The 20895-nt window shown below is 65.4% G+C and carries 17 protein-coding genes and 1 pseudogene; 7 read left to right on the top strand and 11 right to left on the bottom strand.

Annotation, left to right across the window (positions count from 1 at the left end; all coding sequences use genetic code 11):
* The first annotated feature begins 20 nt into the window (after positions 1 to 20).
* Entirely contained in the window at positions 21 to 281 is a 261-nt protein-coding gene (locus IVB01_RS28690) for a hypothetical protein (RefSeq protein ID WP_247277783.1), read from the top strand.
* Between the two features lie 225 nt (positions 282 to 506).
* Here the strand turns inward: IVB01_RS28690 and IVB01_RS28685 are convergent, their stop codons facing one another.
* Complete coding sequence (locus IVB01_RS28685) at positions 507 to 3383, bottom strand: EAL domain-containing protein (protein ID WP_247278079.1); 2877 nt, start codon at positions 3381 to 3383, stop codon at positions 507 to 509.
* A 139-nt stretch (positions 3384 to 3522) separates the two neighbouring features.
* Complete coding sequence (locus IVB01_RS28680; RefSeq protein WP_247278080.1) at positions 3523 to 4521, bottom strand: NAD(P)H-quinone oxidoreductase; 999 nt, start codon at positions 4519 to 4521, stop codon at positions 3523 to 3525.
* A 104-nt stretch (positions 4522 to 4625) separates the two neighbouring features.
* Here IVB01_RS28680 and IVB01_RS28675 point away from each other — a divergent pair, with 104 nt between their 5' ends.
* The gene (locus tag IVB01_RS28675; protein ID WP_247278081.1) at positions 4626 to 4817 is read left to right on the top strand and encodes a DUF1192 domain-containing protein; all 192 of its coding nucleotides are present in this window, start codon (positions 4626 to 4628) and stop codon (positions 4815 to 4817) included.
* A gap of 581 nt (positions 4818 to 5398) precedes the next feature.
* Entirely contained in the window at positions 5399 to 5908 is a 510-nt protein-coding gene (locus IVB01_RS28670; protein ID WP_247495079.1) for a DUF1465 family protein, read from the top strand.
* A gap of 159 nt (positions 5909 to 6067) precedes the next feature.
* Here IVB01_RS28670 and rpmE read toward each other — a convergent pair whose 3' ends face one another.
* Complete coding sequence (gene rpmE, locus IVB01_RS28665; protein WP_007599895.1) at positions 6068 to 6295, bottom strand: 50S ribosomal protein L31; 228 nt, start codon at positions 6293 to 6295, stop codon at positions 6068 to 6070.
* A gap of 243 nt (positions 6296 to 6538) precedes the next feature.
* Here rpmE and IVB01_RS28660 point away from each other — a divergent pair, with 243 nt between their 5' ends.
* A complete protein-coding gene (locus IVB01_RS28660) occupies positions 6539 to 8377 on the top strand; it encodes an ABC transporter ATP-binding protein/permease (protein WP_247278113.1) in 1839 nt (612 codons plus the stop codon).
* A 168-nt stretch (positions 8378 to 8545) separates the two neighbouring features.
* Here IVB01_RS28660 and IVB01_RS28655 read toward each other — a convergent pair whose 3' ends face one another.
* From IVB01_RS28655 to IVB01_RS28640, 4 genes are all read right to left on the bottom strand, one after another.
* Positions 8546 to 8767 (bottom strand): hypothetical protein, encoded by a 222-nt coding sequence (locus IVB01_RS28655; RefSeq protein ID WP_247278083.1) that lies wholly within the window; start codon positions 8765 to 8767, stop codon positions 8546 to 8548.
* 79 nt (positions 8768 to 8846) lie between these two features.
* Positions 8847 to 9293: a GNAT family N-acetyltransferase gene (locus tag IVB01_RS28650; protein WP_247495078.1), complete on the bottom strand. Its 447-nt coding sequence runs from the start codon at positions 9291 to 9293 to the stop codon at positions 8847 to 8849.
* Positions 9293 to 10321, bottom strand: coding sequence for a peptidoglycan -binding protein (locus IVB01_RS28645; RefSeq protein ID WP_247278085.1), 1029 nt, complete (start codon positions 10319 to 10321; stop codon positions 9293 to 9295). The genes IVB01_RS28650 and IVB01_RS28645 overlap by 1 nt, the downstream gene beginning before the upstream one ends.
* 23 nt (positions 10322 to 10344) lie before the next feature.
* Positions 10345 to 11361, bottom strand: a complete 1017-nt coding sequence (locus IVB01_RS28640; protein WP_247278086.1) for a flagellar motor protein MotA — start codon at positions 11359 to 11361, stop codon at positions 10345 to 10347.
* A 167-nt stretch (positions 11362 to 11528) separates the two neighbouring features.
* Between IVB01_RS28640 and IVB01_RS28635 the strand changes: the two are divergent.
* The 3 genes and pseudogenes from IVB01_RS28635 (at position 11529) to IVB01_RS28625 (ending at position 17145) form a co-directional block, all read left to right on the top strand.
* A pseudogene (locus IVB01_RS28635) lies at positions 11529 to 12558 on the top strand (cyclopropane-fatty-acyl-phospholipid synthase family protein).
* Positions 12559 to 12789: 231 nt separating this feature from the next.
* Positions 12790 to 13983 (top strand): efflux RND transporter periplasmic adaptor subunit, encoded by a 1194-nt coding sequence (locus IVB01_RS28630; RefSeq protein ID WP_247278087.1) that lies wholly within the window; start codon positions 12790 to 12792, stop codon positions 13981 to 13983.
* A 6-nt stretch (positions 13984 to 13989) separates the two neighbouring features.
* Positions 13990 to 17145 (top strand): multidrug efflux RND transporter permease subunit, encoded by a 3156-nt coding sequence (locus IVB01_RS28625; protein ID WP_247278088.1) that lies wholly within the window; start codon positions 13990 to 13992, stop codon positions 17143 to 17145.
* Positions 17146 to 17216: 71 nt separating this feature from the next.
* On the opposite strand, the gene IVB01_RS28620 is transcribed toward IVB01_RS28625, so the two are convergent.
* From IVB01_RS28620 to IVB01_RS28605, 4 genes are all read right to left on the bottom strand, one after another.
* Entirely contained in the window at positions 17217 to 18008 is a 792-nt protein-coding gene (locus IVB01_RS28620; RefSeq protein ID WP_247278089.1) for an inositol monophosphatase family protein, read from the bottom strand.
* A gap of 84 nt (positions 18009 to 18092) precedes the next feature.
* Complete coding sequence (locus tag IVB01_RS28615) at positions 18093 to 19175, bottom strand: tetratricopeptide repeat protein (protein WP_247278090.1); 1083 nt, start codon at positions 19173 to 19175, stop codon at positions 18093 to 18095.
* Between the two features lie 8 nt (positions 19176 to 19183).
* On the bottom strand, positions 19184 to 19858 hold the full coding sequence (locus IVB01_RS28610; RefSeq protein ID WP_247278091.1) for a thiamine phosphate synthase: 675 nt from the start codon (positions 19856 to 19858) through the stop codon (positions 19184 to 19186).
* Between the two features lie 3 nt (positions 19859 to 19861).
* Positions 19862 to 20887, bottom strand: coding sequence for a class I fructose-bisphosphate aldolase (locus IVB01_RS28605; protein ID WP_247278092.1), 1026 nt, complete (start codon positions 20885 to 20887; stop codon positions 19862 to 19864).
* Between the last annotated feature and the right edge of the window lie 8 nt (positions 20888 to 20895).

Genomic DNA, 20895 nt, shown 5'->3' with positions numbered 1-20895 from the left:
AGCGGGACGAGAGGACGATTGTGAACGACTACGACGCGTTGCGCGACTATCTGATGCGGCAGAAGCAGGATGAGTTGGTGCTGAGCTTCGAGCAGATCGAGGAGATCATCGGCGCGGCTCTGCCGCGCGCGGCGCATCGTGCCTCCTGGTGGGACAGCCTGCGCAGCCCCGACATCCAGATGCCGCAACGCGAAGCCTGCCTCGCCGCCGGCTTCGTGGCGACGCGCATGCCTGACGGTGTGAGCGTCCGGTTCAGGAAGAAGAGCGAGCGGCGGCGTTAGTGCAGCGGCGCGCTGCCACCCTCCCCTGGAGGGGGAGGGTCGCTACGCATGTAGCGAAGCGGAATGCGTAGCGGGGTGGGGTGACAGTCTCTCCGCCGCGAACACTGCCCGAGTGGAGAGATCACCCCACCCCGCTCGCGCTACGCGCGATAGCCCTGCCCTCCAGGGGAGGGTAAGAGAGGTCGCGCCACCTTTTTTCGAAACGATGGAGGAAGAAGAGAACGCTCAGCTCGCCGCTTCCAGCCGCATTTCCGTCAGCAGCCGCATCGCGGCATCGGCATCCATCGGCTCCCCGAAGGCAAAGCCCTGCGCGTATTCGCAGCCCATCTGGTAGAGCTCGACCGCGTCGGAATCGGTCTCGGCGCCTTCGGCCACCACGTCCATGCCGAGGTCATGCGCGAGCGCGATGATCGATTTCAGGATCACCGGGCGCGTGCCGCGGTTGGTGGTGCGCACGAAGGACTGGTCGATCTTGATGGTGTCGAACGGGAAGCGCTGGAGATAGGCCAGCGAGGAATGGCCGGTGCCGAAATCGTCGAGCGACAGCCCGGTGCCGAGCTCGCGGATGCGCGTCAGCATCTGCGCCGCATGCTCCGGATTCTCCATCACCAGCGATTCCGTCAATTCCAGCTTCAGCGTGCCGCGCGCGACCGAGGAGCGCGACAGCACGGTACGGATGTCGTGGATCAGATCGTGGCGCAGCAGCTGCCGCGACGACACGTTGACGGAGGCGAAGATCGGCTCGCGCGAGCGCATCGCGCGCTGCCACACCGCGAGCTGCTTTGCGGTCTGGTCGAGCACGAACATGCCGAGGTCGACGATCAGCCCGGTCTCTTCCGCGATGGTGATGAATTCCGAAGGCGCCATGCGCCCGAGCTTCGGGTGGTCCCAGCGCGCCAACGCCTCGAAGCCGGCGATCGAACGATCCTCCAGCCGCACGATCGGCTGGTACAGGATCGTGATCTCCTGCCGCTCGATGGCGCGGCGCAATTCGCTCTCCAGCGTCAGCCGGTCGGTCTTCCGCGCACGCATTGCCGGCTTGTAGACGTCGATGCGGTCGCCGCCGATGCGCTTGGAGTGATACATCGCGAGCTCGGCGTCCTTGATGATCTCGTCCGTCAATTGGGTCTGCGGATCAGACAAAGCGAGGCCGATCGAGGCCGTGAGGAAGATCTCGCGATCGTTGAAGGCGATCGGGGCGCGGATGGTCTTGCGGATGGTCTCGGCGAAGGCGGTGATGCGGGCGGGGTCCTGCTCCGAGAGCAGGATCAGGCCGAACTGGTCGCCGGCCATCCGTGCCAGCGTGTCTTGCGGCTTCAGGATGCGGGTGAGGCGGCGGGCGAGCGTCAGCAGGATGGAATCGCCGACCGCGATGCCGACGGAATCGTTGACCTGCTTGAAGCGGTCGAGGTCGATCACCATCAGCGTCGGTCGCAGCGTCGGCATGGTCTTGGCGAAATGCGCCACCGCACCCAGCCGGTCCATGAACAGTTTTCGGTTGGGCAGGCCGGTGAGGTTGTCATGCACGGAATCGTGCAGCAGGCGCTCTTCGGCGTTGCGCAGCTCGGTGACGTCGGTGAGCGTGCCGACCACGCGCGAGACCTCGCCGTCGGAGCCGACCACCGGGCGCGCCTTCAGCGCGAACCACATGAAGTGGCCGTCCGGCGTACGCAGGCGGAAATCCTGCACCAGGCGGCCGCGGCGCTGGTCGAGCACGCTGTCCAGCGCGGCGCGGAAGCGATCCTGATCGAGCGGGTGCAGCACTTCGAGCCACGAGGCAGCGGGGCCTTCCAGCGTGCCGCGCTTGAGGCCGAGCAGGGCCTCGGTCTCGGGACTGGTGAAGACCTTGTCGGCGGAGACGTCCCAGTCCCAGATCAGATCGCCGGAGCCGGCCAGCGCCAGCGCCCTCCGTTCGATGTCGGAGACGACACCGGTCGAGGCGCCGCCGCCGGCGAAGGCGTGCTGCATCACCGTGAAGCCGATCAGCATCACGATCAGCACGAGGCCGCCGAGCAGGGCCGGGCCGACGATGTCGTTGGTAACGGAGCCGGCGACCGTCATACCGGCCGCCACGACCCAGACCACCAGGAGGAACCAGGTCGGGATCAGCAGCACCGCGCGGTCGAAGCCGTGGGTGGAGAGATAGACGATCAGCGCGAAGCCGGCGAAGGCGATCAGCACCAGCGAGATACGCGCGATGCCGGAGGCGACCGCCGGATCGAATAACGCAAGCGCCACCAGCGATCCCAGGAAGGCGAGCCAGCCCACCGTGATGTGCGAATAGCGCACATGCCAGCGACTGAGGTTGAGATAGGCAAACAGGAACACCAGCAGCGTCGCCGCCAGGATCGCTTCGCCCGCTGCGCGCCAGATGCGCTCGGCGTTGTTCGACATGTCGAGCACCTTGCCCCAGAAGCCGAAATCGACGCCGATATAGACCAGCACCGCCCATGCTAGCGCCGCGGCGGCCGGGAACATGATGCTGCCCTTCACCACGAACAGAATGGTCAGCACTAAGGCGAGCAAGCCGGAGATGCCGATCACGATGCCCTGGTAGAGCGTGAACGAGTTGACCTTGTCCTTGTAAGCTTCCGGCTCCCACAGATAGAGCTGCGGCAGCTTGTCGGTGCGCAGCTCGGCAACGAAGGTGATGACGGCGCCGGGGTCGAGCGTGATGCGGAAGACATCGGCGGTCGGACTTTCCTGCCGCTCGGGCCGGTCACCGGTCGAAGGCGTGATGGTGGCGATGCGCGACAGACCGAGGTCGGGCCAGAGCAGCCCTGACGAGACGATGCGGTAATGCGGAGCGACGATCAGGCGGTCGAGCTGGTCGTCGGTGTTGTTGGCGAGGGCGAACACCACCCAGTTCTGGCCGCCTTCGCGGGCGCGCACCTCGATGCGGCGGACGATGCCGTCGGTGCCGGGCGCGGTCGAAACCTGGATGCGATCAGCATCGCTGCGCTGATGCTCGAGCACACCGGTGAGATCGATCGCGGGCGCGTCACTGCGAACGCTGACAGCGTCGAGCGCGCGTGCAGGGGACGCGGCAACGAGCATCATGAGGCCCAGCGCGATGGGCGCGAGGCACCTGATCAGACGCAAGGTCAGTTCTCCGCGTTCGACGCAAACTTCGAGTGCAAGGCGATTTCAGACCGGACAGAATTGGTTCGGTGCGTCGCGATAGATGCCACGAAAGCGAGGAAAATCAAAGGGTTTCCGCCTTGCCCTGTGGGCCGGCGGCCTACACCTCCAACACAATTTTGCCAATATGTGCGCTCGTCTCCATGCGCCGGTGCGCATCGGCTGCCTTTTCCAGCGGGAAAGTGCTGTCCATCAGCGGCTTGATGCGCCCTTCACGCAAAAGCGGCATCACTTTCGCCTCGATCGCGGCCACCATCGCCGCCTTGTCCGCATTACTACGGGGGCGCAGCGTCGAGCCGGTATGGGTGAGGCGCTTCACCATCACCTTGGCAACGTTGACGTTGACCTTGGGGCCGTTGAGGGTCGCGATCTGGACGATGCGGCCGTCAACTGCGGCGGCGTCATAGTTGCGATCGACATAATCGCCGGCGACCATGTCGAGGATCAGGTTGACGCCGGCCTTGTTGGTCTCTTCCTTGATCACGGCGACGAAGTCTTCAGTTTTGTAATTGATGGCGCGGTCGGCACCCAGCTTGAGGCAGGCATCGATCTTGTCCTGCGACCCCACGGTGACGAACACTTTTGCGCCGAACGCTTTGGCGAGCTGGATCGCCATGGTGCCGATGCCGGAGGAGCCGCCATGGATCAGCAGCGTCTCGCCGGCCTTGAGGCCGCCGCGTTCGAACACGTTGTGCCAGACCGTCATCAGAGTTTCCGGCAGTGCGCCGGCTTCCTTGATCGACAGCGACGGCGGCACGCTCATGGCATGGGCGTCCTGCGCGATGCAGTACTGCGCATAACCACCGCCGGCGACGAGCGACATCACCTTGTCACCAACCTTGTGCCGCTTGGCATTGCTGCCGACCGCCACCACTTCGCCCGCGATCTCCAGGCCCGGCAAGTCGCTGGCGCCGGGCGGCGGCGGATAGGCGCCGGAGCGCTGCGCGACGTCGGGCCGGTTGACGCCGGCGGCCTCGACCTTGACCAGGATCTCGTCAGGACCGGGCTGCGGCACGGCCCGTTGTTCCGGCACCAGCACCTCCGGTCCGCCGGGCTGGGAGATAGCGACCACGGTCATTTGCGCGGGCAGCTTGTCCATGATGTGTCCTTGAGCAAAGGTGCGGAAATGGGAACGAGGCCATTGCTTAGCCAGCGCGCTCCAAGCTGGCAACCGCCTCAGCCGCGAACGCAGGAGGAACGACGATGCCGATGGAAGACGACGACCGGCCGCGCAAGAAGATCAGCCATGAAATCGGACAGGATCTCTCACTCTTGTCGGTCGAGGAACTAACCGAGCGCGTCATCCTGCTCAAGACCGAGATCGCAAGGCTGGAAGAAGCCGCCACCAAGAAGCGCGCCTCGCGCGATGCGGCGAACAGTGTTTTCAAGTCGTAATCTCTTCATCTCTTCGCCGTCATTCCGGGGCGGCGCGTCAGCGCCGAGCCCGGAATCCATAACCCCAGGAAATCGAAGCGGGCACTCTGATAGAGGCGGGCCGCTCCATCCGTCCGCGCTTATGGATTCTCAGATGCGCAATTGCGCATCATAGCTCGCGACTTCGTCGCGTCCGGAATGACGGGTGAGGGCGTTCGTGCGGCACAGCGTCCGGGGCACGAGACCCCACTCAGCCATTGGCCGACATGGCTAACGAACTCTCAAAAAATTAGCTCGTTTACTTCAGATTAAGCTTTCGGGTTTATGACTGGAACTGTCCTCGTTTGGACACCGAGTGGCTCCTGTCCACTCTGTTTGACGCCTCCCTGTTATCAACTTTCAAAGCCGCCGGTCTCCGGCGGCTCTTTTTTTGCCTCCACTCCGCCTTTTTGCGTCTCGTTACGGTTGAATCCCTGGGAAAGACCCGCGGAAACCATATCCGCGCTTGTGGCTGGACTCGGCGTCCTGCCCGGGCAATGATTTGTTCATCATAAGCCGGCGCCAAGCCGGACAGTCAGACAGTTGCGTAAGGGGCGTTAACCATGGAACGTTTGCAAGCCGACGGCGCTCTCGTTCAACTCAGCGAGCGGTTCACCAATTCTGCGGCGTTCGGCGTCCTGTTCCGCGAGGGCATGGACCTCGTCGAGGAAACCGCCGCCTATCTCGACGGCGCCGGGCGCACGGAGGCCAAGGCGCTCGACCGTGCCGTTAGCCTGACTTATGCAACCGAGAGCATGCGTCTCACGACCCGCCTGATGCAGCTCGCCTCGTGGCTGCTGCTGCACCGCGCGGTGAAAGAAGGCGAGATGACGCTGAGCCAGGCCAATCGCGAGAAGACCAAGGTGAAGCTGACCGCCGCCGATCCGGGCCCCGCCGACACCATCGAGAAGCTGCCCGCGCAGCTCCACGACCTGATCCACCGCTCGATGAGCCTTCAGACCCGCGTGCGCCGCCTCGACACCACCATCCACACCCCGCCCGCCGACCACGTCGCGATCGGCAACCCGCTGGTGCCGCACCTCAACGCGCTGAAGGCTGCGTTCGAGCGGTAGGGGTCTCAGCGTCATTCCGGGGCGATGCGTGAGCATCGTGCCCGGAATCTCGAAATTCCAGGTTCGGCTCTCCGAGCCGCCCCGGAACGACAGCGTGATAGAAAACAAAAACGCCCCCGGTCTCCCAGGGGCGTTTTTCGTCTCCAGCCTGCAGCCGGATCAATCCTTTTTGAGAAAGCCCGAAAACTTCTTCTGGAAGCGCGAGACGCGGCCGCCGCGGTCCATGAGCTGGGCGTTGCCGCCGGTCCAGGCCGGGTGCGATTTCGGGTCGATGTCGAGGTTCAGCGTGTCGCCTTCCTTGCCCCAGGTCGAGCGGGTCAGGTACTCGGTTCCGTCGGTCATAACGACCTTAATCGTATGATAGTTCGGGTGAATTTCGGCTTTCATGGCAATTCCTCGGCGCCCCGGCGCCTTCTTGGGTGGCTAGCGAATGACGGATTTGGCCGGCTCTATACCTCACCACCCCCTGCAAAACAAGCCATCGCGGGCGGTGAACCGGGCTTCCCCTAAGGGACATCCCGGATTTGCCAGTACCCTTGCTCCGGCCTATTGGGAGCAAACGAATGCAATGGGTCGGATCTCATGAGCGCAGTGGAACGGCTTGATGACCAATATGTCGATCAGCCTGAAATGAATTCCCAGGTGAATTCCCAAGTGAATTCCCAACTGAATTCCGCCGACACCTCATCGATCGAGGCCGATCTGATCGAGCAGCCCGCCAAGGGCCGCGCCAAGCTGCGGCCGCTGCTCGCGCTCGCGCCCTATATCAGCCGCTATCGCGGCCGCGCGGCACTGGCCTTCCTCGCGCTGACTGTCGCCGCACTGACCATGCTGCTGGTGCCGGTCGCGGTGCGCCGGATGATCGATTTCGGCCTGACGCCCGAGGGCATCGAGCTGATCAACAGCTACTTCTCGGTGATGCTTGCGGTGGTTGCCGTGCTCGCGCTGGCGAGCGCGGCGCGCTACTACCTCGTGATGACGATCGGCGAGCGCATCGTCGCCGACCTCAGGCGCGACGTGTTCGGGCATCTGCTGTCGCTTTCGCCGACCTTCTTCGACTCCGCGCGCAGCGGCGAGCTGATCTCGCGGCTCACCGCCGACACCACCCAGATCAAATCCGCCGTCGGCGCCTCGGTGTCGATCGCGCTGCGCAATCTGATGATGTTTCTCGGCGCCGCCGCGATGATGGTGATCACCAGCCCGAAATTGTCAGGCTTCGTGCTGTTGGCCATACCTTTGATCGTGCTGCCGCTGGTGGCTTTCGGGCGCTGGGTACGGCGGCTGTCGCGCAATGCGCAGGACACGCTCGCCGATGCCTCCGCCTATGCCGGCGAGCTGATCGGGGCGATCCGCACCGTGCAGGCCTATACCAGCGAGCAGTTCGCCGAGAAGCGCTTCGGCGGCAATGTCGAGCAGGCTTATGAGGCGGCGCGCACCTCGACCCAGGCCCGCGCCGTGCTCACCGCCATCATCATTTTCATCGTGTTCGCAAGCGTTGTCGCGATCCTCTGGATCGGCTCGCATGACGTGCTCACCGGTGCGATCACGCCCGGTCGGCTCGGCCAGTTCGTGCTCTATGCCGTGTTCGCCGCGGCGGGACTCGGCCAGCTCAGCGAGGTTTGGGGCGAAGTGTCGGCGGCATCCGGTGCTGCCGAGCGCCTGTTCGAGATCTTGCATGTAAGACCCGAGATCACCGCGCCCGCCGCGCCTCGCGCCTTGCCAATGCCGGCGCGCGGCGAGGTCGGCTTCGATCGGGTCAGCTTCGCCTATCCTGCGCGGCGCGACGTTAACGTGCTCGATGCGGTGTCGTTCACCGTGCATCCGGGCGAGAAGGTCGCGATCGTCGGTCCGTCCGGCGCCGGCAAGAGCACGATCTTTCATCTGCTGCTGCGCTTCTACGATCCGCGCAGCGGCGCGATCTCGCTCGACGGCGTGCCGGTCAGATCCGCCGACCCGCGCGATGTTCGCGCCCGCATCGCGCTGGTGCCGCAAGACTCGGTGGTGTTTGCGGCAAGCGCTCGCGAGAACATCCGCTTCGGCCGGCCGGATGCGACCGATGCCGAGGTCGAGCGCGCCGCCGAGCTCGCGCATGCCGCCGAGTTCATCCGCCGGCTGCCCGAAGGCTTCGAGACGGCGCTCGGCGAGCGCGGCGTGACGCTCTCCGGCGGCCAGCGCCAGCGCATCGCCATCGCGCGCGCCATCCTGCGCGATGCGCCGCTGCTGCTGCTGGATGAAGCCACCTCCGCGCTCGATGCTGAAAGCGAAACGCTGGTGCAGACCGCGCTGGAAGAGCTGATGCGCCACCGCACCACGCTGGTGATCGCCCATCGCCTCGCCACCGTCTTGTCCTGCGACCGCATCCTGGTGATGGACCAGGGCAGGATCGTCGAGCAGGGCACGCATGCCGAACTCGTGGCAGCGAACGGGCTTTACGCGAGGCTGGCGCGGTTGCAGTTCGAGGGGGCGTGAGAGCCTGAGCGATCGACGTGAGGCGCAGCGATCGCTGCCCCCACCCACAGTGTCATCGCCCGCGAAAGCGGGCGATCCAGTACGCCGCGGCGTCTCGGTTCAAGTGCTGTCTCTGGAATACTGGATCACACGCCTGCGCGGGTAATGACAGCGGTGAAGGAGCCGTCTTTACCGGCACTTCGGCGAGAGCGCCGGCACGTTCGGCCACGGCCAGTTCTTCCAGCTGCCGTCATTATCGACGCAGGCCGATGGCGCAGGGCTGCTCGCCGGAGAACTCGTTGTGTTGACCTGCGTCGCAAAGCGCTGGTCGACATAGGCCGTCGACACATATCCGGCGACGATGACGGCCAGAAAAACCGAGCAACCCTTGGCCAGATCGCGCAGCTTCATCGATCGTCTTCATCCGCTTGTCATCGCTGCTCTGACTACAACGACTAACGAACGTCGCGGGATCCCGGCGTGACGGGCCTCACGCCCGCCACGCCATCTTCAGCACCGGCCGCCCCGAGGTCGGGTTCACATCGTCGCCAACATGGGCAAAGCCGTTGCGCTCGTAGAAGCGGATGGCGCGGGCGTTGTCCTTGTTGACGAGCAGCGTAACGCCTGAGGGCGACAGCCGCTTGGCTTCTTCCACCAGCAGCCTGGCTGCATCCGAGCCCCAGTGCGCGGGATCGACCACGAGCTGGTCGAGATAGCCGTCATCGTCGATGGTGACGAAGCCGCTGAGCGCGCCATCCTGCTCGGCGACGACGATAGAGGCTTTCGGCACCAGGTCCTTGCGCCAGCGCTCCCGCCACCAGTCCAGCCGCGCCGCGAAATCGATCTGCGGATAGGCCTGCTGCCAGGTGCGATGCCAGAGGTCGATCGTGGCCGCCTCGTCCTCGGGTCGGTAGGGGCGGAGGCGGAGGGCGCTCACTACCGCTCCGTCAGCTTCAACTCGATGCGGCGGTTGCGCTTATAGGCCTCCTCGGTGTTGCCGGGATCGAGCGGCTGGAATTCGCCGAAGCCGGCGGCGACGAGGCGCTGGGCCGGCACGCCGAGCGAGACCAGGTACTGCACCACCGAAATGGAGCGGGCGGCCGACAGTTCCCAGTTCGACTTGAAGTTCGGGCCATTGACCGGACGCACATCGGTGTGGCCGTCGACGCGCAGCACCCACGGGATCTCGCTCGGGATCTTCTTGTCGAGCTCGATCAGCGCTGCCGCCAAGGTGTCGAGCTCGGCGCGGCCTTCGGGCAGCAAGGTCGCCTGTCCGGTATCGAAGAACACTTCGGACTGGAACACGAAGCGGTCGCCGACGATCCGGATGTCGGGGCGGTTGCCGAGGATGGCGCGCAGGCGCCCGAAGAATTCCGAGCGGTAGCGCGACAATTCCTGCACGCGCTGCGCCAAAGCAACATTCAAGCGAGAACCGAGGTCAGCGATCCGGTTCTGCGATTCCTTGTCGCGCTTCTCGGAGGCATCCAGCGCCTCTTCAAGTGCCGCCAATTGCCGCCTGAGCGCGCTGATCTGCTGGTTCAGCACCTCGATCTGCGCCAGCGCCCGCGCCGAGACCGCTTTCTCGGAGTCCAGTGCCTTGCCGAGCTCGGCGGTCTTGCCTTGCGCGTCGTTGCCGGCATTGGCGAGCCCCTCATAGAGGCCCTTGATGCGGTCGCGCTCGGATTCGGCCGAGGCAAGTCCCGCCTTCAGTTGCGAGACCTGGTCGTCGAGCGTGAGCTTGCCGAGCTTCTCCAGCGACAGGAGCTCGTTGAGCTGCGCGATCTTGGCGTTGAGCTGCTCCAGCGCCTTGTCCTTGCCGGTGACCTCCTGCGACAGGAAGAACTGCACAACCAGGAAGACCGACAGCAGGAACACGATCGACAGCACCAGGGTCGACAAGGCGTCGACGAATCCGGGCCAGTAGTTGAAGGTGCCTTCGCTGCGGCGGGCGCGGGCAAGAGCCATGATCGCCTTTCCGTATTAGCTGCTCAACTCTTCTCGGGCTGGCGGGCGAGGCGCTCGAGCAGGCGCCGGATCTCGCGGTTCTGCTCGCCCTGGCCGTCGGCCCATTCGCGGATCATCTGCTGCTCGGTGCGCATGTGCGAGACCAGCGCCTGGATCGCTTCGGCAAGGCTCGCCATCGCCGCGGTAGTGCCGCGGCTGGCGCTGCCTTCCTCGAACACGGAGCGCAGCCGCTCGACCGCGGCCTGGAGCTCGCCGCTGGCGACGCCACCGCCGCCGGAAGCGACCGCCACTTCGCCATTGCCATATTCGCGCACGGTGCTGGCGAGCCAGTCTTCCAGGTCGGTGTAGAAGCGGTTCTGCGCCTGGCTCGATTGCAGGTCGAGGAAGCCGAGGATCAGCGAGCCGGCGAGGCCAAACAGCGAACTGGAGAACGAGATGCCCATGCCGCCGAGCGGGGCGGCGAGGCCTTCCTTCAAGGTGTCGAACAGCGCGCCGGCATCGCCACCGACCTTGAGGCCGTCGATCACCTTGCCGACCGAGCCGACCGTCTCGATCAGGCCCCAGAAGGTGCCGAGCAGGCCGAGAAAGACGAGCAGGCCGGTCATGTAGCGGGAGATGTCCCGGGCTTCGTCCAGGCGGGTCGCGATCGAATCGAGCAGATGCCGCATCGTGGTCTGGGTGATCGTCATCCGCCCCGAGCGCTCGCCGCCGAGGATCGCCGCCATCGGCGCCAGCAGCTTCGGGTGCCGGGCCGGCGCCAGGCCGGGATCGGCGATGCGGAAATTGTTGACCCAGGAGACTTCGGGATAGAGCCGAATGACCTGACGAAAGGCCAGCACGATGCCGATGAACAGCACCGCCCCGATCAGGGCATTAAGGCCGGGATTGGCGAAGAAGGCTTGGATGATCTGCTTGTAGAGCACCACGCCGACCAGCGTACACAGAACCAGGAAGACCAGCATCCGCACCAGGAAGACGCTGGGCGAGGACAGTTTTGTGTACTCGATATCCATGGTGGAGCGGGAAGTGCCAGACGGCATGGCCGATATCATCCGTTACGAAGCTTGCTTGCGGCGCACACTATGGCACAGCGCCAGCCCAAAAAAAGCGCCGGATGCGCCGATTTCGGGGAGAGCTTGGGGAACCTGGGCCGGAAGCCGCGCTTTGATAGGCAGGTGTCTGCAAGAGCTCGCCATTCGGGGGCCGCATGAGCGTCGTTTCCGCGATCATCGGGACTGCCGAACGTGTGCCGTTACCGGACGTCGTGATTCGTGCCGCGATCCAGCGCCTGTGCTCGCGCACGGCGACGCGCCTGTCCACGCTGGGGGCGGTCGACGATGCCGCCTTCGCCGGGCGGATGATGCTGCGGCCGATCGCCGAGGACGCCGATGCTGCCGGCGGCCGGCACGACCAGGTGCCTGCTTCGTTCTTCGCGCAAGTGCTCGGCCCCAACCGCAAATTTTCCTGCTGTTTCTACAAAACCGACGCGACCTCCTTGCAGGAGGCGGAGGAGGAGGCTCTACGCCAGACCGTCGAGCATGCCGGTCTTGCCGACGGGCAGACCATCCTCGAGCTCGGCTGCGGCTGGGGCTCGCTATCGCTGCGGATCGCGCGGCAGTTTCCGCACGCGAAGGTGACGGCCGTGTCGGCCTCGCAGGCGGAGCGCGCTTATGTCGAGGATGAGGCGCGGCGGCGCGGGCTGTCGAACCTGCGGGTCGTGATCGCCGACATGAACGTGTTCGCGCCCGAGGGGCAGTTCGACCGCATCATCTCGGTCGAGACGTTCGAGCACATGATGAACTGGCGCAAGCTGATGACACGCCTGCGCGCATGGCTCGCGCCCGACGGACGCTTCTTCATGCATGTGGTCACTCATCGCTCCGGCTCCCATCTGTTCAACCCAGCGAATCGCGAGGATTGGATCGCGCAGCACGCCTTCACGGGGCGGATTGATGCCGAGCCATCACCTCGTCAGGCAATTCGACGACATCTTCGCAATCGAGAAGGAATGGTGCTGGAGCGGCGCGCATTACCAACACACCGCGAATGACTGGCTCGCCAATTTCGATGCGCATCGCGACACCATCGAGGCCGCGTTGCGCAAGGTCTATGGCGAGGAGACCGCACTCTGGATGCGGCGCTGGCGCTGGTTTCTCCTCGCGACGTCGGGCCTGTTCGGCTACGCTGATGGAACCGAATGGGGCGTCAGCCACTACCGGATGAAGGCCGCCGAGTAATTGCGATGTTCCGTCGCAGCACGCGGCGGTGGACCCCGACTCACAATCAAGTGACAGGGCAAAAAGCGCCTCAACTCAACACCATACGCTGTGTGACAATGAGCCGCCCGCGCCATGCGTTGCATCGCAGCAGATGCATTCTATTTTGGCGGCATCAGCCGCGTGTAAAAGGCCCAGAACGGGCCTCGCGCGAGCATGATCAGTTTCAACAACATCGGGGCACCCCACTTCATGTCAGGACTTCGTGCGCGATCGGCATGCGTTGCAATGATGCTCGCGGCCTTAGCGCCGCTGCTGGCGGGCTGCGAGGAGTCCAGCTCCGCCGTGTCCGCCGCCCCGCCGGCCGATCCTGACGTCAGCATCGTCGTCGTCAAGCCGCAGCCCCGTGCGGTGGTGCGTGAGCTGCCGGGCCGCATCGCGCCGACCCGCGTCTCCGACGTGCGGCCGCGCGTCTCCGGCATCGTGGTCGAGCGCCTGTTCCGGCAAGGCAGCGAAGTGAAGGCGGGCGATCCGCTCTACCGCATCGATCCGCGCCCATTCGAGGTCGAGGTGATGGCCAACGAGGCCGCGGTCGCCAAGGCCGAGGCTGCTGCGATGCAAGCGCACCAGCAGGCACGCCGCGTCGCTGCGCTCACCAAGGATCGCGCCGCGCCGGAGGCCGAGAACGAAAAGGCAATCGCCGCCGAGCGGCAGGCCCAGGCCGAGGTCGAAGGCCGCAAGGCCGAACTCGCGCGCGCAAAACTCAACCTCGATTACGCCACCGTGCGCGCGCCGATCGACGGCGTCGTCGGTGCGGCGCTGGTCAGCGAGGGCGCGCTCGTCGTGCAGAACGAGACCAATCTCGCCAGCATCCAGCAGCTCGATCCGATTTATGCCGATTTCACCCAGTCGGTGACCGAGCTCAACCAGCTCCGGCGCGCCTTCGAAAGCGGCGATCTCGAGCGTATTGCGGCCGACGCCGCCAAGGTGCGCCTCGTGCTCGATGACAACACCATCTATTCGCTCGACGGCAAGCTGCTGTTTTCCGACGCCAAGGTCGATGCCCATACCGGCCAGGTGACGCTGCGCGGCGAGTTCCCCAATCCCAAGCGCGAGCTCCTGCCGGGCATGTATGTCCGCGTTCGCATCGATCAGGGTCTCGATAGCGACGCGATCGCGGTGCCGCAGCAGGCGATCCAGCGCAATGGCGGCGGCGGCAGCGAGGTCTTCGTCGTCAAGGACGACAACCACATCGCGGTGCAGGCGGTGCGCACCGGCTCGGTGCAGGACGGACTCTGGTTCGTCACCGAAGGCCTGAAGGCCGGAGACAAGGTCGTGGTCGAAGGCTTCCAGAAATTCGCGGCCGGCGACAAGGTCAAACCGCAATCCTGGTCGGAGGCGGACGCGACTGCGGACAACCGGCACGCCCAGAAGCTCACGCGGTAACGCGCCATGCCGAGTTTCTTCATCGACAGGCCGATTTTCGCCTGGGTGGTTGCGCTATTCATCTGCTTGATCGGTGCGATTGCGGTTCCGCTGCTGCCGATCGCGCAATATCCGATCATCGCGCCGCCCTCGATCTCGGTTTCGACCAGCTATCCCGGCGCCTCCCCGGAGAACCTCTACAACAGCGTCACGCGGCTGATCGAGGAGGAGCTCAACGGCGCGGCCAACATCCTCAACTTCGAATCGACCAGCGACTCGCTCGGCCAGGTCGAGATCATCGCGAATTTCCAGCCGGGCACCGATACCAGCGCGGCCTCGGTCGAGGTGCAGAACCGCATCAAGCGCGTCGAGGCGCGCCTGCCGCGCGCCGTGATGCAGCAGGGCATCTTGATCGAGGAAGCCTCCAGCGCGGTGCTTCAGATCATCACACTGAACTCGACCGACGGCAGCCTCGATGAGGTCGGCCTCGGCGACTTCATGATCCGCAACGTGCTCGGTGAGATCCGCCGCATTCCCGGCGTCGGCCGCGCCACGCTCTACTCGACCGAGCGCAGCTTGCGCGTCTGGGTCGATCCGGCCAAGCTCGTCGGTTATGGGCTGACCGCCGACGACGTCAACAAGGCCATCGCCGCGCAGAACGCGCAGGTCGCCTCGGGCAGCATCGGCGCGGAGCCGTCGACGTCGAGCCAGCGCACCTCCGCGCTGGTGCTGGTCAAAGGCCAGCTCTCGTCCCCGGACGAGTTCGGCGCCATCATCCTGCGCGCCAATGCCGACGGGTCGACCGTGCGCCTGCGCGACGTCGCACGTATCGAGGTCGGCGGCCTCAGCTACCAGTTCAACACGCGCCTCGACGGCAAGCCGACCGCCGGCCTGTCGGTGCTGATGTCGCCGACCGGCAACGCGCTGGCAACCGCGAGCGCGGTCGAAGCGAAGATGAAGGAGCTGTCGCGCTTCTTTCCGGCGAACATCACCTACGAGATTCCCTACAACATCACGCCGGTGGTCGAAGCCTCGATCAAGAAGGTGCTGTCGACGCTGGTCGAGGCCGTGGTGCTGGTCTTCGTGGTGATGTTCTTGTTTCTCCAGAACATCCGCTACACCATCATTCCGACCATCGTGGTGCCGGTGGCGTTGCTCGGGGCCTGCTCCACGCTGCTGCTTGCCGGCTACTCCATCAACATGCTTTCGATGTTCGGCATGGTGCTCGCGGTCGGCATCCTCGTCGACGACGCCATCGTCGTGGTCGAGAACGTCGAACGCATCATGGCCGAGGAAGGCCTGCCGCCGAAGGAAGCGACGCGGAAAGCCATGTCGCAGATCACCGGCGCCATCATCGGCATCACGTTGGTGTTGATGGCGGTGTTCGTGCCGATGGCATTCTTCCCGGGCTCGGTCGGCATCATCTATCGCCAGTTCTCGGTGACCATGGTCGCAGCGATCGGCTTCTCCGCCTTCCTGGCGCTGTCGCTGACGCCGGCGCTGTGCGCGACCCTGCTCAAGCCCGTCGAGGCCGGCCACGGTCACGCGAAGAGGGGCGTGTTCGGCTGGTTCAACCGCATGCTCGAAGGCGGCAAGGAGCGCTATTCCCGAACCGTCGGATTCTCGCTGAAGCGGACCGGCCGTCTGATGCTGGTCTACGCCGCGCTGCTGGTCGGCTTGTCCTGGGCCTTCATCAACCTGCCCGGCGGCTTCCTGCCCGTCGACGATCAGGGCTTCGTCACCACCGACGTGCAGACGCCGTCGGATTCGTCCTACGCGCGCACCGAAGCCGTGATCGAAAAGGTGGAAAAATATCTGGCACAGCGGCCGGGCGTCGACAACGTCACCTTCCTCACCGGCTTCAGCTTCTCCGGCCAGGGCATGAACACCGCGCAGGCGTTCATCACCTTGAAGGACTGGTCGGAACGCGGGCCAAAGGACTCCGCCGCCGCGATCGTCAACGACATCAACCGCGACCTGTCGTCTTCCGTTCGCGATGCAAAGATCTCAGCGCTCCAGCCGCCGCCGATCGACAATCTCGGCAATTCCTCGGGCTTCTCGTTCCGTCTCCAGGACCGCGGCCAGAAGGGCTATCAGCAATTGATGCGCGCCGCGGATCAACTGATCGCCGAAGCCAATGCGAGCCCCGTGCTGCAGAAGGTCTATATCGAAGGCCTGCCCGAGGCCGGCGTGGTCAATCTCGTGATCGACCGCGAGAAGGCCGGCGCCTTCGGCGTCACCTTCGAGGACATCAACAACACGATCTCGACCAATCTCGGCTCGAACTACATCAACGACTTCCCGAACCGCGGCCGCATGCAGCGCGTCGTGGTGCAGGCCGACGCCCGCGACCGCATGCGGACCGAGGACATCCTCAACTACAACGTCAAGAACAGCCGCGGCCAGCTGGTGCCGTTCTCCTCGTTCGCCACGGTGGAATGGGCGCGGGGGCCGACGCAGATCGCCGGCTTCAACTACTACCCGGCTGTGCGCATCTCCGGCGAGGCGAAACCCGGCTTCACCTCGGGCGATGCGATCGCCGAGATGGAGCGGCTCGCCGGCAGGTTGCCGCGCGGCTTTGGTTATGAATGGACGGGGCAGTCACTCCAGGAGAAGCTCTCGGGCTCGCAGGCGCCGTTCCTGCTGGCGCTGTCGGTGTTCGTGGTGTTCCTGTGCCTTGCCGCACTCTATGAAAGCTGGACCATTCCGCTCGCGGTGCTGCTCACCGTGCCGCTGGGCATCGTCGGCGCGGTCGTCGCAGCGACGCTGCGGAGCTTGCCCAACGACGTCTACTTCACCGTCGGCCTGATCACCATCATTGGCCTTGCCGCAAAGGACGCGATCCTGATCATCGAGTTCGCGAAAGATCTGCGCAAGGAGGGCAAGCCGCTGGTGGAGGCCACCATCGAGGCTTGCCGCCTGCGCTTCCGCCCGATCCTGATGACCGGCCTCGCCTTCATCTGCGGCGTGCTGCCGATGGCGATCGCCCACGGCGCCGGCGGCGCCAGCCAGCAAGCGCTCGGCTCCGTCGTGATGGGCGGCATGATCGCGGTGGTGATCCTGGCGCTCTTGATGGTGCCGGTGTTCTTCGTCTCGGTGCAGCGCGTGTTGGGCGGGGATCGGGAGCCGGTGGCGGCGAAGGAAGGCGAGGCCTACGGGCCGCCGGCGCCGGTTCGACACTAAGCAGGTCGCGTCACATCCCTTACCTCGCCCGGTTGCGGGGCGAGGGAGCGCAGCGTCGCTGTGGCGGCACCTTACGCCGACTTCCGCAAGATCTTCACAAGCTCCCCGTGCACGAACTCGTTCCCGCACACGAGATGTCCGGTCACCAGCGCATCGCCGGGCGTGTCGATATCGCTCACCGTGCCGCCGGCTTCCCGCACCATGATCTGGCCGGCCGCGATGTCCCAGGGTGACAGATTCCGTTCCCAATAGCCGTCGAGACGGCCGGCGGCGACGAAGGCGAGGTCGAGCGAGGCGGCGCCGAAGCGGCGCAGGCCAGCGACGCGGTCCTGGATCGCGGTCATCTCGCGGCGGAATTCCTCGTGGTCGCCGCGGCCGAGATGGGGCAGGCCGCAGGCCACCACGCATTCGTTGAGCTGGCGGCGGCCGGCCACGCGCAGCCGCTGGTCATTGAGGAAGGCGCCCTTGCCGCGCTCGGCGATGTAGAGCTCGTCGTTAGCGGGGTTGTAGATCACGCCCGCGATGACCGTGCCCTCGCGTGCAAGGCCGATCGAGATCGCGAATTGCGGGATGCCGTGCAGGAAGTTGGTGGTGCCGTCCAAGGGATCGACGATCCAGGTATGGCTCTTGTCACTGCCTTCGCGAGTGCCGCCCTCTTCGCCGATGAAACCGTAGCCGGGCCGCGCCTTGGCGAGGTCCTGGTAGAGGATCTCCTCGGCCCGCTTGTCGGCGAGCGAGACGAAATTCGCCGGGCCCTTCAGCGAGACCTGAAGATGCTCGATCTCGCCGAGATCGCGCTTGAGGCTGCGGCCGGCGCGACGCGCAGCCTTCACCATGACATTGATCGTTGCGGAGTACAGCATGAGCTCTGGTCTTGATCGGGGGGAAATGGCGCGAAATCGCGCCTGTTAAGGGATGGGGTGCCCTGCGAGGGCGCCAAGGTCAAGTCATTTGGTCCCAAGCCATTTCTTGGCCGCGGCCTCGGCCTTGGCCCGGTCTTCGGCCGGCAGATCGGACAATTGCTTGTCGAGCTCCGGGTCACCCTTGCCGGCGGTCTTGGCCACCAGGTGCCATTTGAAGCCTTCGATCTTGTCCACGGAGGTGCCCATGCCGTTGATCAGCACCCAGGCCAGCCGGTTCTGCGCGATCGCGCTGCCCTGGCGGGATGCCTTGCGGAGCAACGCGACAGCCCCCGGCTGGTTCTGCGGCGTGCCGGTGCCGTTGAACATGGCGATGGCATATTCGACTTCGGCATCGACATTGTCGGCGAGCGAAGCGGCTTGGAGCAGCCGCACGGCCCGTTCGGGGTCCTTCGGCACACCGGTGCCTTCCTTGTAGAAGGTCGCGAGCGCGTATTGCGCCTCGGGAAGGCCGGCATCGGCGGCTTGGCGCAGCAGCTCGGCGGACCGCTTGACGTCCTGCGGTAGCGTCTGGCCGTCGAGATACAGCAAAGCGAGGTTATAGGCCGCCTTCGGCTCGCCGAGCTTGGCGGCGGACGCCATCAGCTTGACCGCTTCGGCCTTGTCGACCGGGCCGCCGCGGCCGGAGATGCGCAGCATGGCGAGCGCGAACATCGCCTCGCGGTCGCCGGCGTCCGCAGCGCGCTTGTACCATTCCTGCGCCTTGGCGTAGTCGCGGCGGATGCCCATGGCGTTGGAATAGAGCTCGCCGAGCATGGTCATCGCCTTGGGATCGCCTCCTTGCGCGCGGGCGGTGGCGAGCTCGAACGCCGTCTTGTACTGCCCGCGCTGGTAGGCGCCGAACACCAGATCGACATTGGAATTGTCGGTCGGCGGCGCGGGGATCACGGTCGCGGCCGGGGCCGGCTTGGAGGAGGGGGCCGGCTTCGGGGAGGCTGAAGGCTTCGGCGCCGGTGCAGCCTCCTTCTTGTTGGTGAGCGCGTGCGGCTTCGGCTTCGGTTTCTCAGGTGCCGCGCTCGGCGTTGTGGCCGGCGGGGTGATCTGGAGCTGCGCGGCCGCAGGCACTGTGAGCAGCAGCGTGGCCAAAATGGTGATGCGCGGGAGCTTCATGTCCGGTGCTAGCCGTGCTCCTGGCGAGCCGGCGCCGTCGCATGGGCCTTCTTGATGGCAGCATCGGCCTCGATCAACGCGGCCTTGGGCCCGCGCGGATCGGCCCAGATGAACTCGCCGGCCAGCACGAAATCAGCGCCGCTGGCGGCGAAGTCGTAAGCCTCTTCCAGCGAGGTGGCAAAGCCGACGCAAGGCGGCTCGAACAGCTCGGCCCACCAGTCCAGCCGCTCGGCGATCGCCTGTGACGACGGACGCTGCCCCTTGGCGTCAGGCTCGCCGAACAGCACGTAATCGGCGCCTATTTCGCCCGCGCTCATGGAATCGTGGCGCGTGGCAAGCCCGCCGACGCCGGCGATGCGATCCGGTTTGAGCGAGGGCGCCGCCTCTTCCAGCGCGGCAAGGCCGGTAAGGTGCGCACCATCGGCGCCGCCCCGCGCGACCAGCTCGGCATGACCGTCGACCAGCAACGCGGCCCCTGCCTTCTGCACCGGCGGCGCCAAGGCCTTGATGCGCGAGATCATGGTGCGCTGGTCGGTCTCCTTCAGCCGCAGCAGCACGGCGGCGACATCGGCAGAGGCGAGCAGGGCAGGCAGCTCGGCGACGAGCGATGCCGGATTGTCGACAACAGGCGTCGCGAGATAGAGACGCGGCGCCGGGCGCGGCGGAGGCGGCTTGTTCGACAAGGTCTAGGCTGCCTTCTGTTCCAGGCTGCTTTGCCATTCGCCCTTGGACGCAAGGCCGTTCATCCGCGCGCGGTGGCTGAAGGCACGCTGTCCGGCCGCGACGTTCTCCGCCTTGCCGGACCAGGCCTTCTGCGGCGCGGCCTGGAGCGCGCGGCCGTAGGAGAAAGTCAGGCTCCAGGGCAGCGGGCCAAGCTTGTGCATGGCGTTGAGATGCGCGGTCGCCTCCTCGTCGGACTGGCCGCCGGAGAGGAAGGCGATGCCCGGCACCGCCGCCGGCACGCAGGCCTTCAGCAGCCGCACTGTCTTCTCCGCGACTTCCTCGACGGAAGCCTGTTTCGCGCACTTCTTGCCTGAGATCGCCATGTTCGGTTTCAGCACCATGCCCTCGAGCGCGACGCGTTGCACGCGCAACTCCTGAAATGTCGTGTTGAGCACGCGTTGCGTCACCTCATAGCACTGATCGATGTCGTGATCGCCATCCATCAGCACCTCCGGCTCGACGATCGGCACGATCTGCGCGGCCTGGCACAGCGCGGCATAGCGCGCCAGCGCATGGGCGTTGACACTGATCGCGGTCATCGAGGGAATGGCGCTGCCGATGTCGATCACCGCGCGCCATTTGGCAAAGCGCGCGCCGCGCTCGTAATATTTCTGCAGGCGCTCGGCGAGCTTATCGAGGCCGACGGTAACGAGTTCGCCCGGGCACATCGGCAAGGCTTGCGTACCTTCGTCGACCTTGATGCCGGGGATGGCGCCGGTCTCCTCGATCAGCCTGATCAGCGGCGTGCCATCCTTCGCGTCCTGCCAGATCGTCTCGTCATAGAGGATCACGCCGGAGATGTACTGGCTCATGGCCTCCTTCGAGCGGAACAGCATCTCGCGATAGTCGCGGCGGTTGGTTTCCGTGGATTCCACGCCGATTGCGTCAAAACGCTTCTTGATGGTGCCGGAGGATTCGTCGGCGGCAAGGATGCCCTTGCCGGGCGCGACCATGGCGGTCGCAATCCTGTTGAGCTCAGTCAGATTCATCGAGAGGT

It is taken from the genome of Bradyrhizobium sp. 164 (assembly GCF_023073715.1).
Classification (GTDB): Bacteria; Pseudomonadota; Alphaproteobacteria; order Rhizobiales; family Xanthobacteraceae; genus Bradyrhizobium.
The sequence above is the reverse complement of the archived record's forward strand: the minus strand, read 5'-3'. Positions and strand labels throughout refer to the sequence as shown.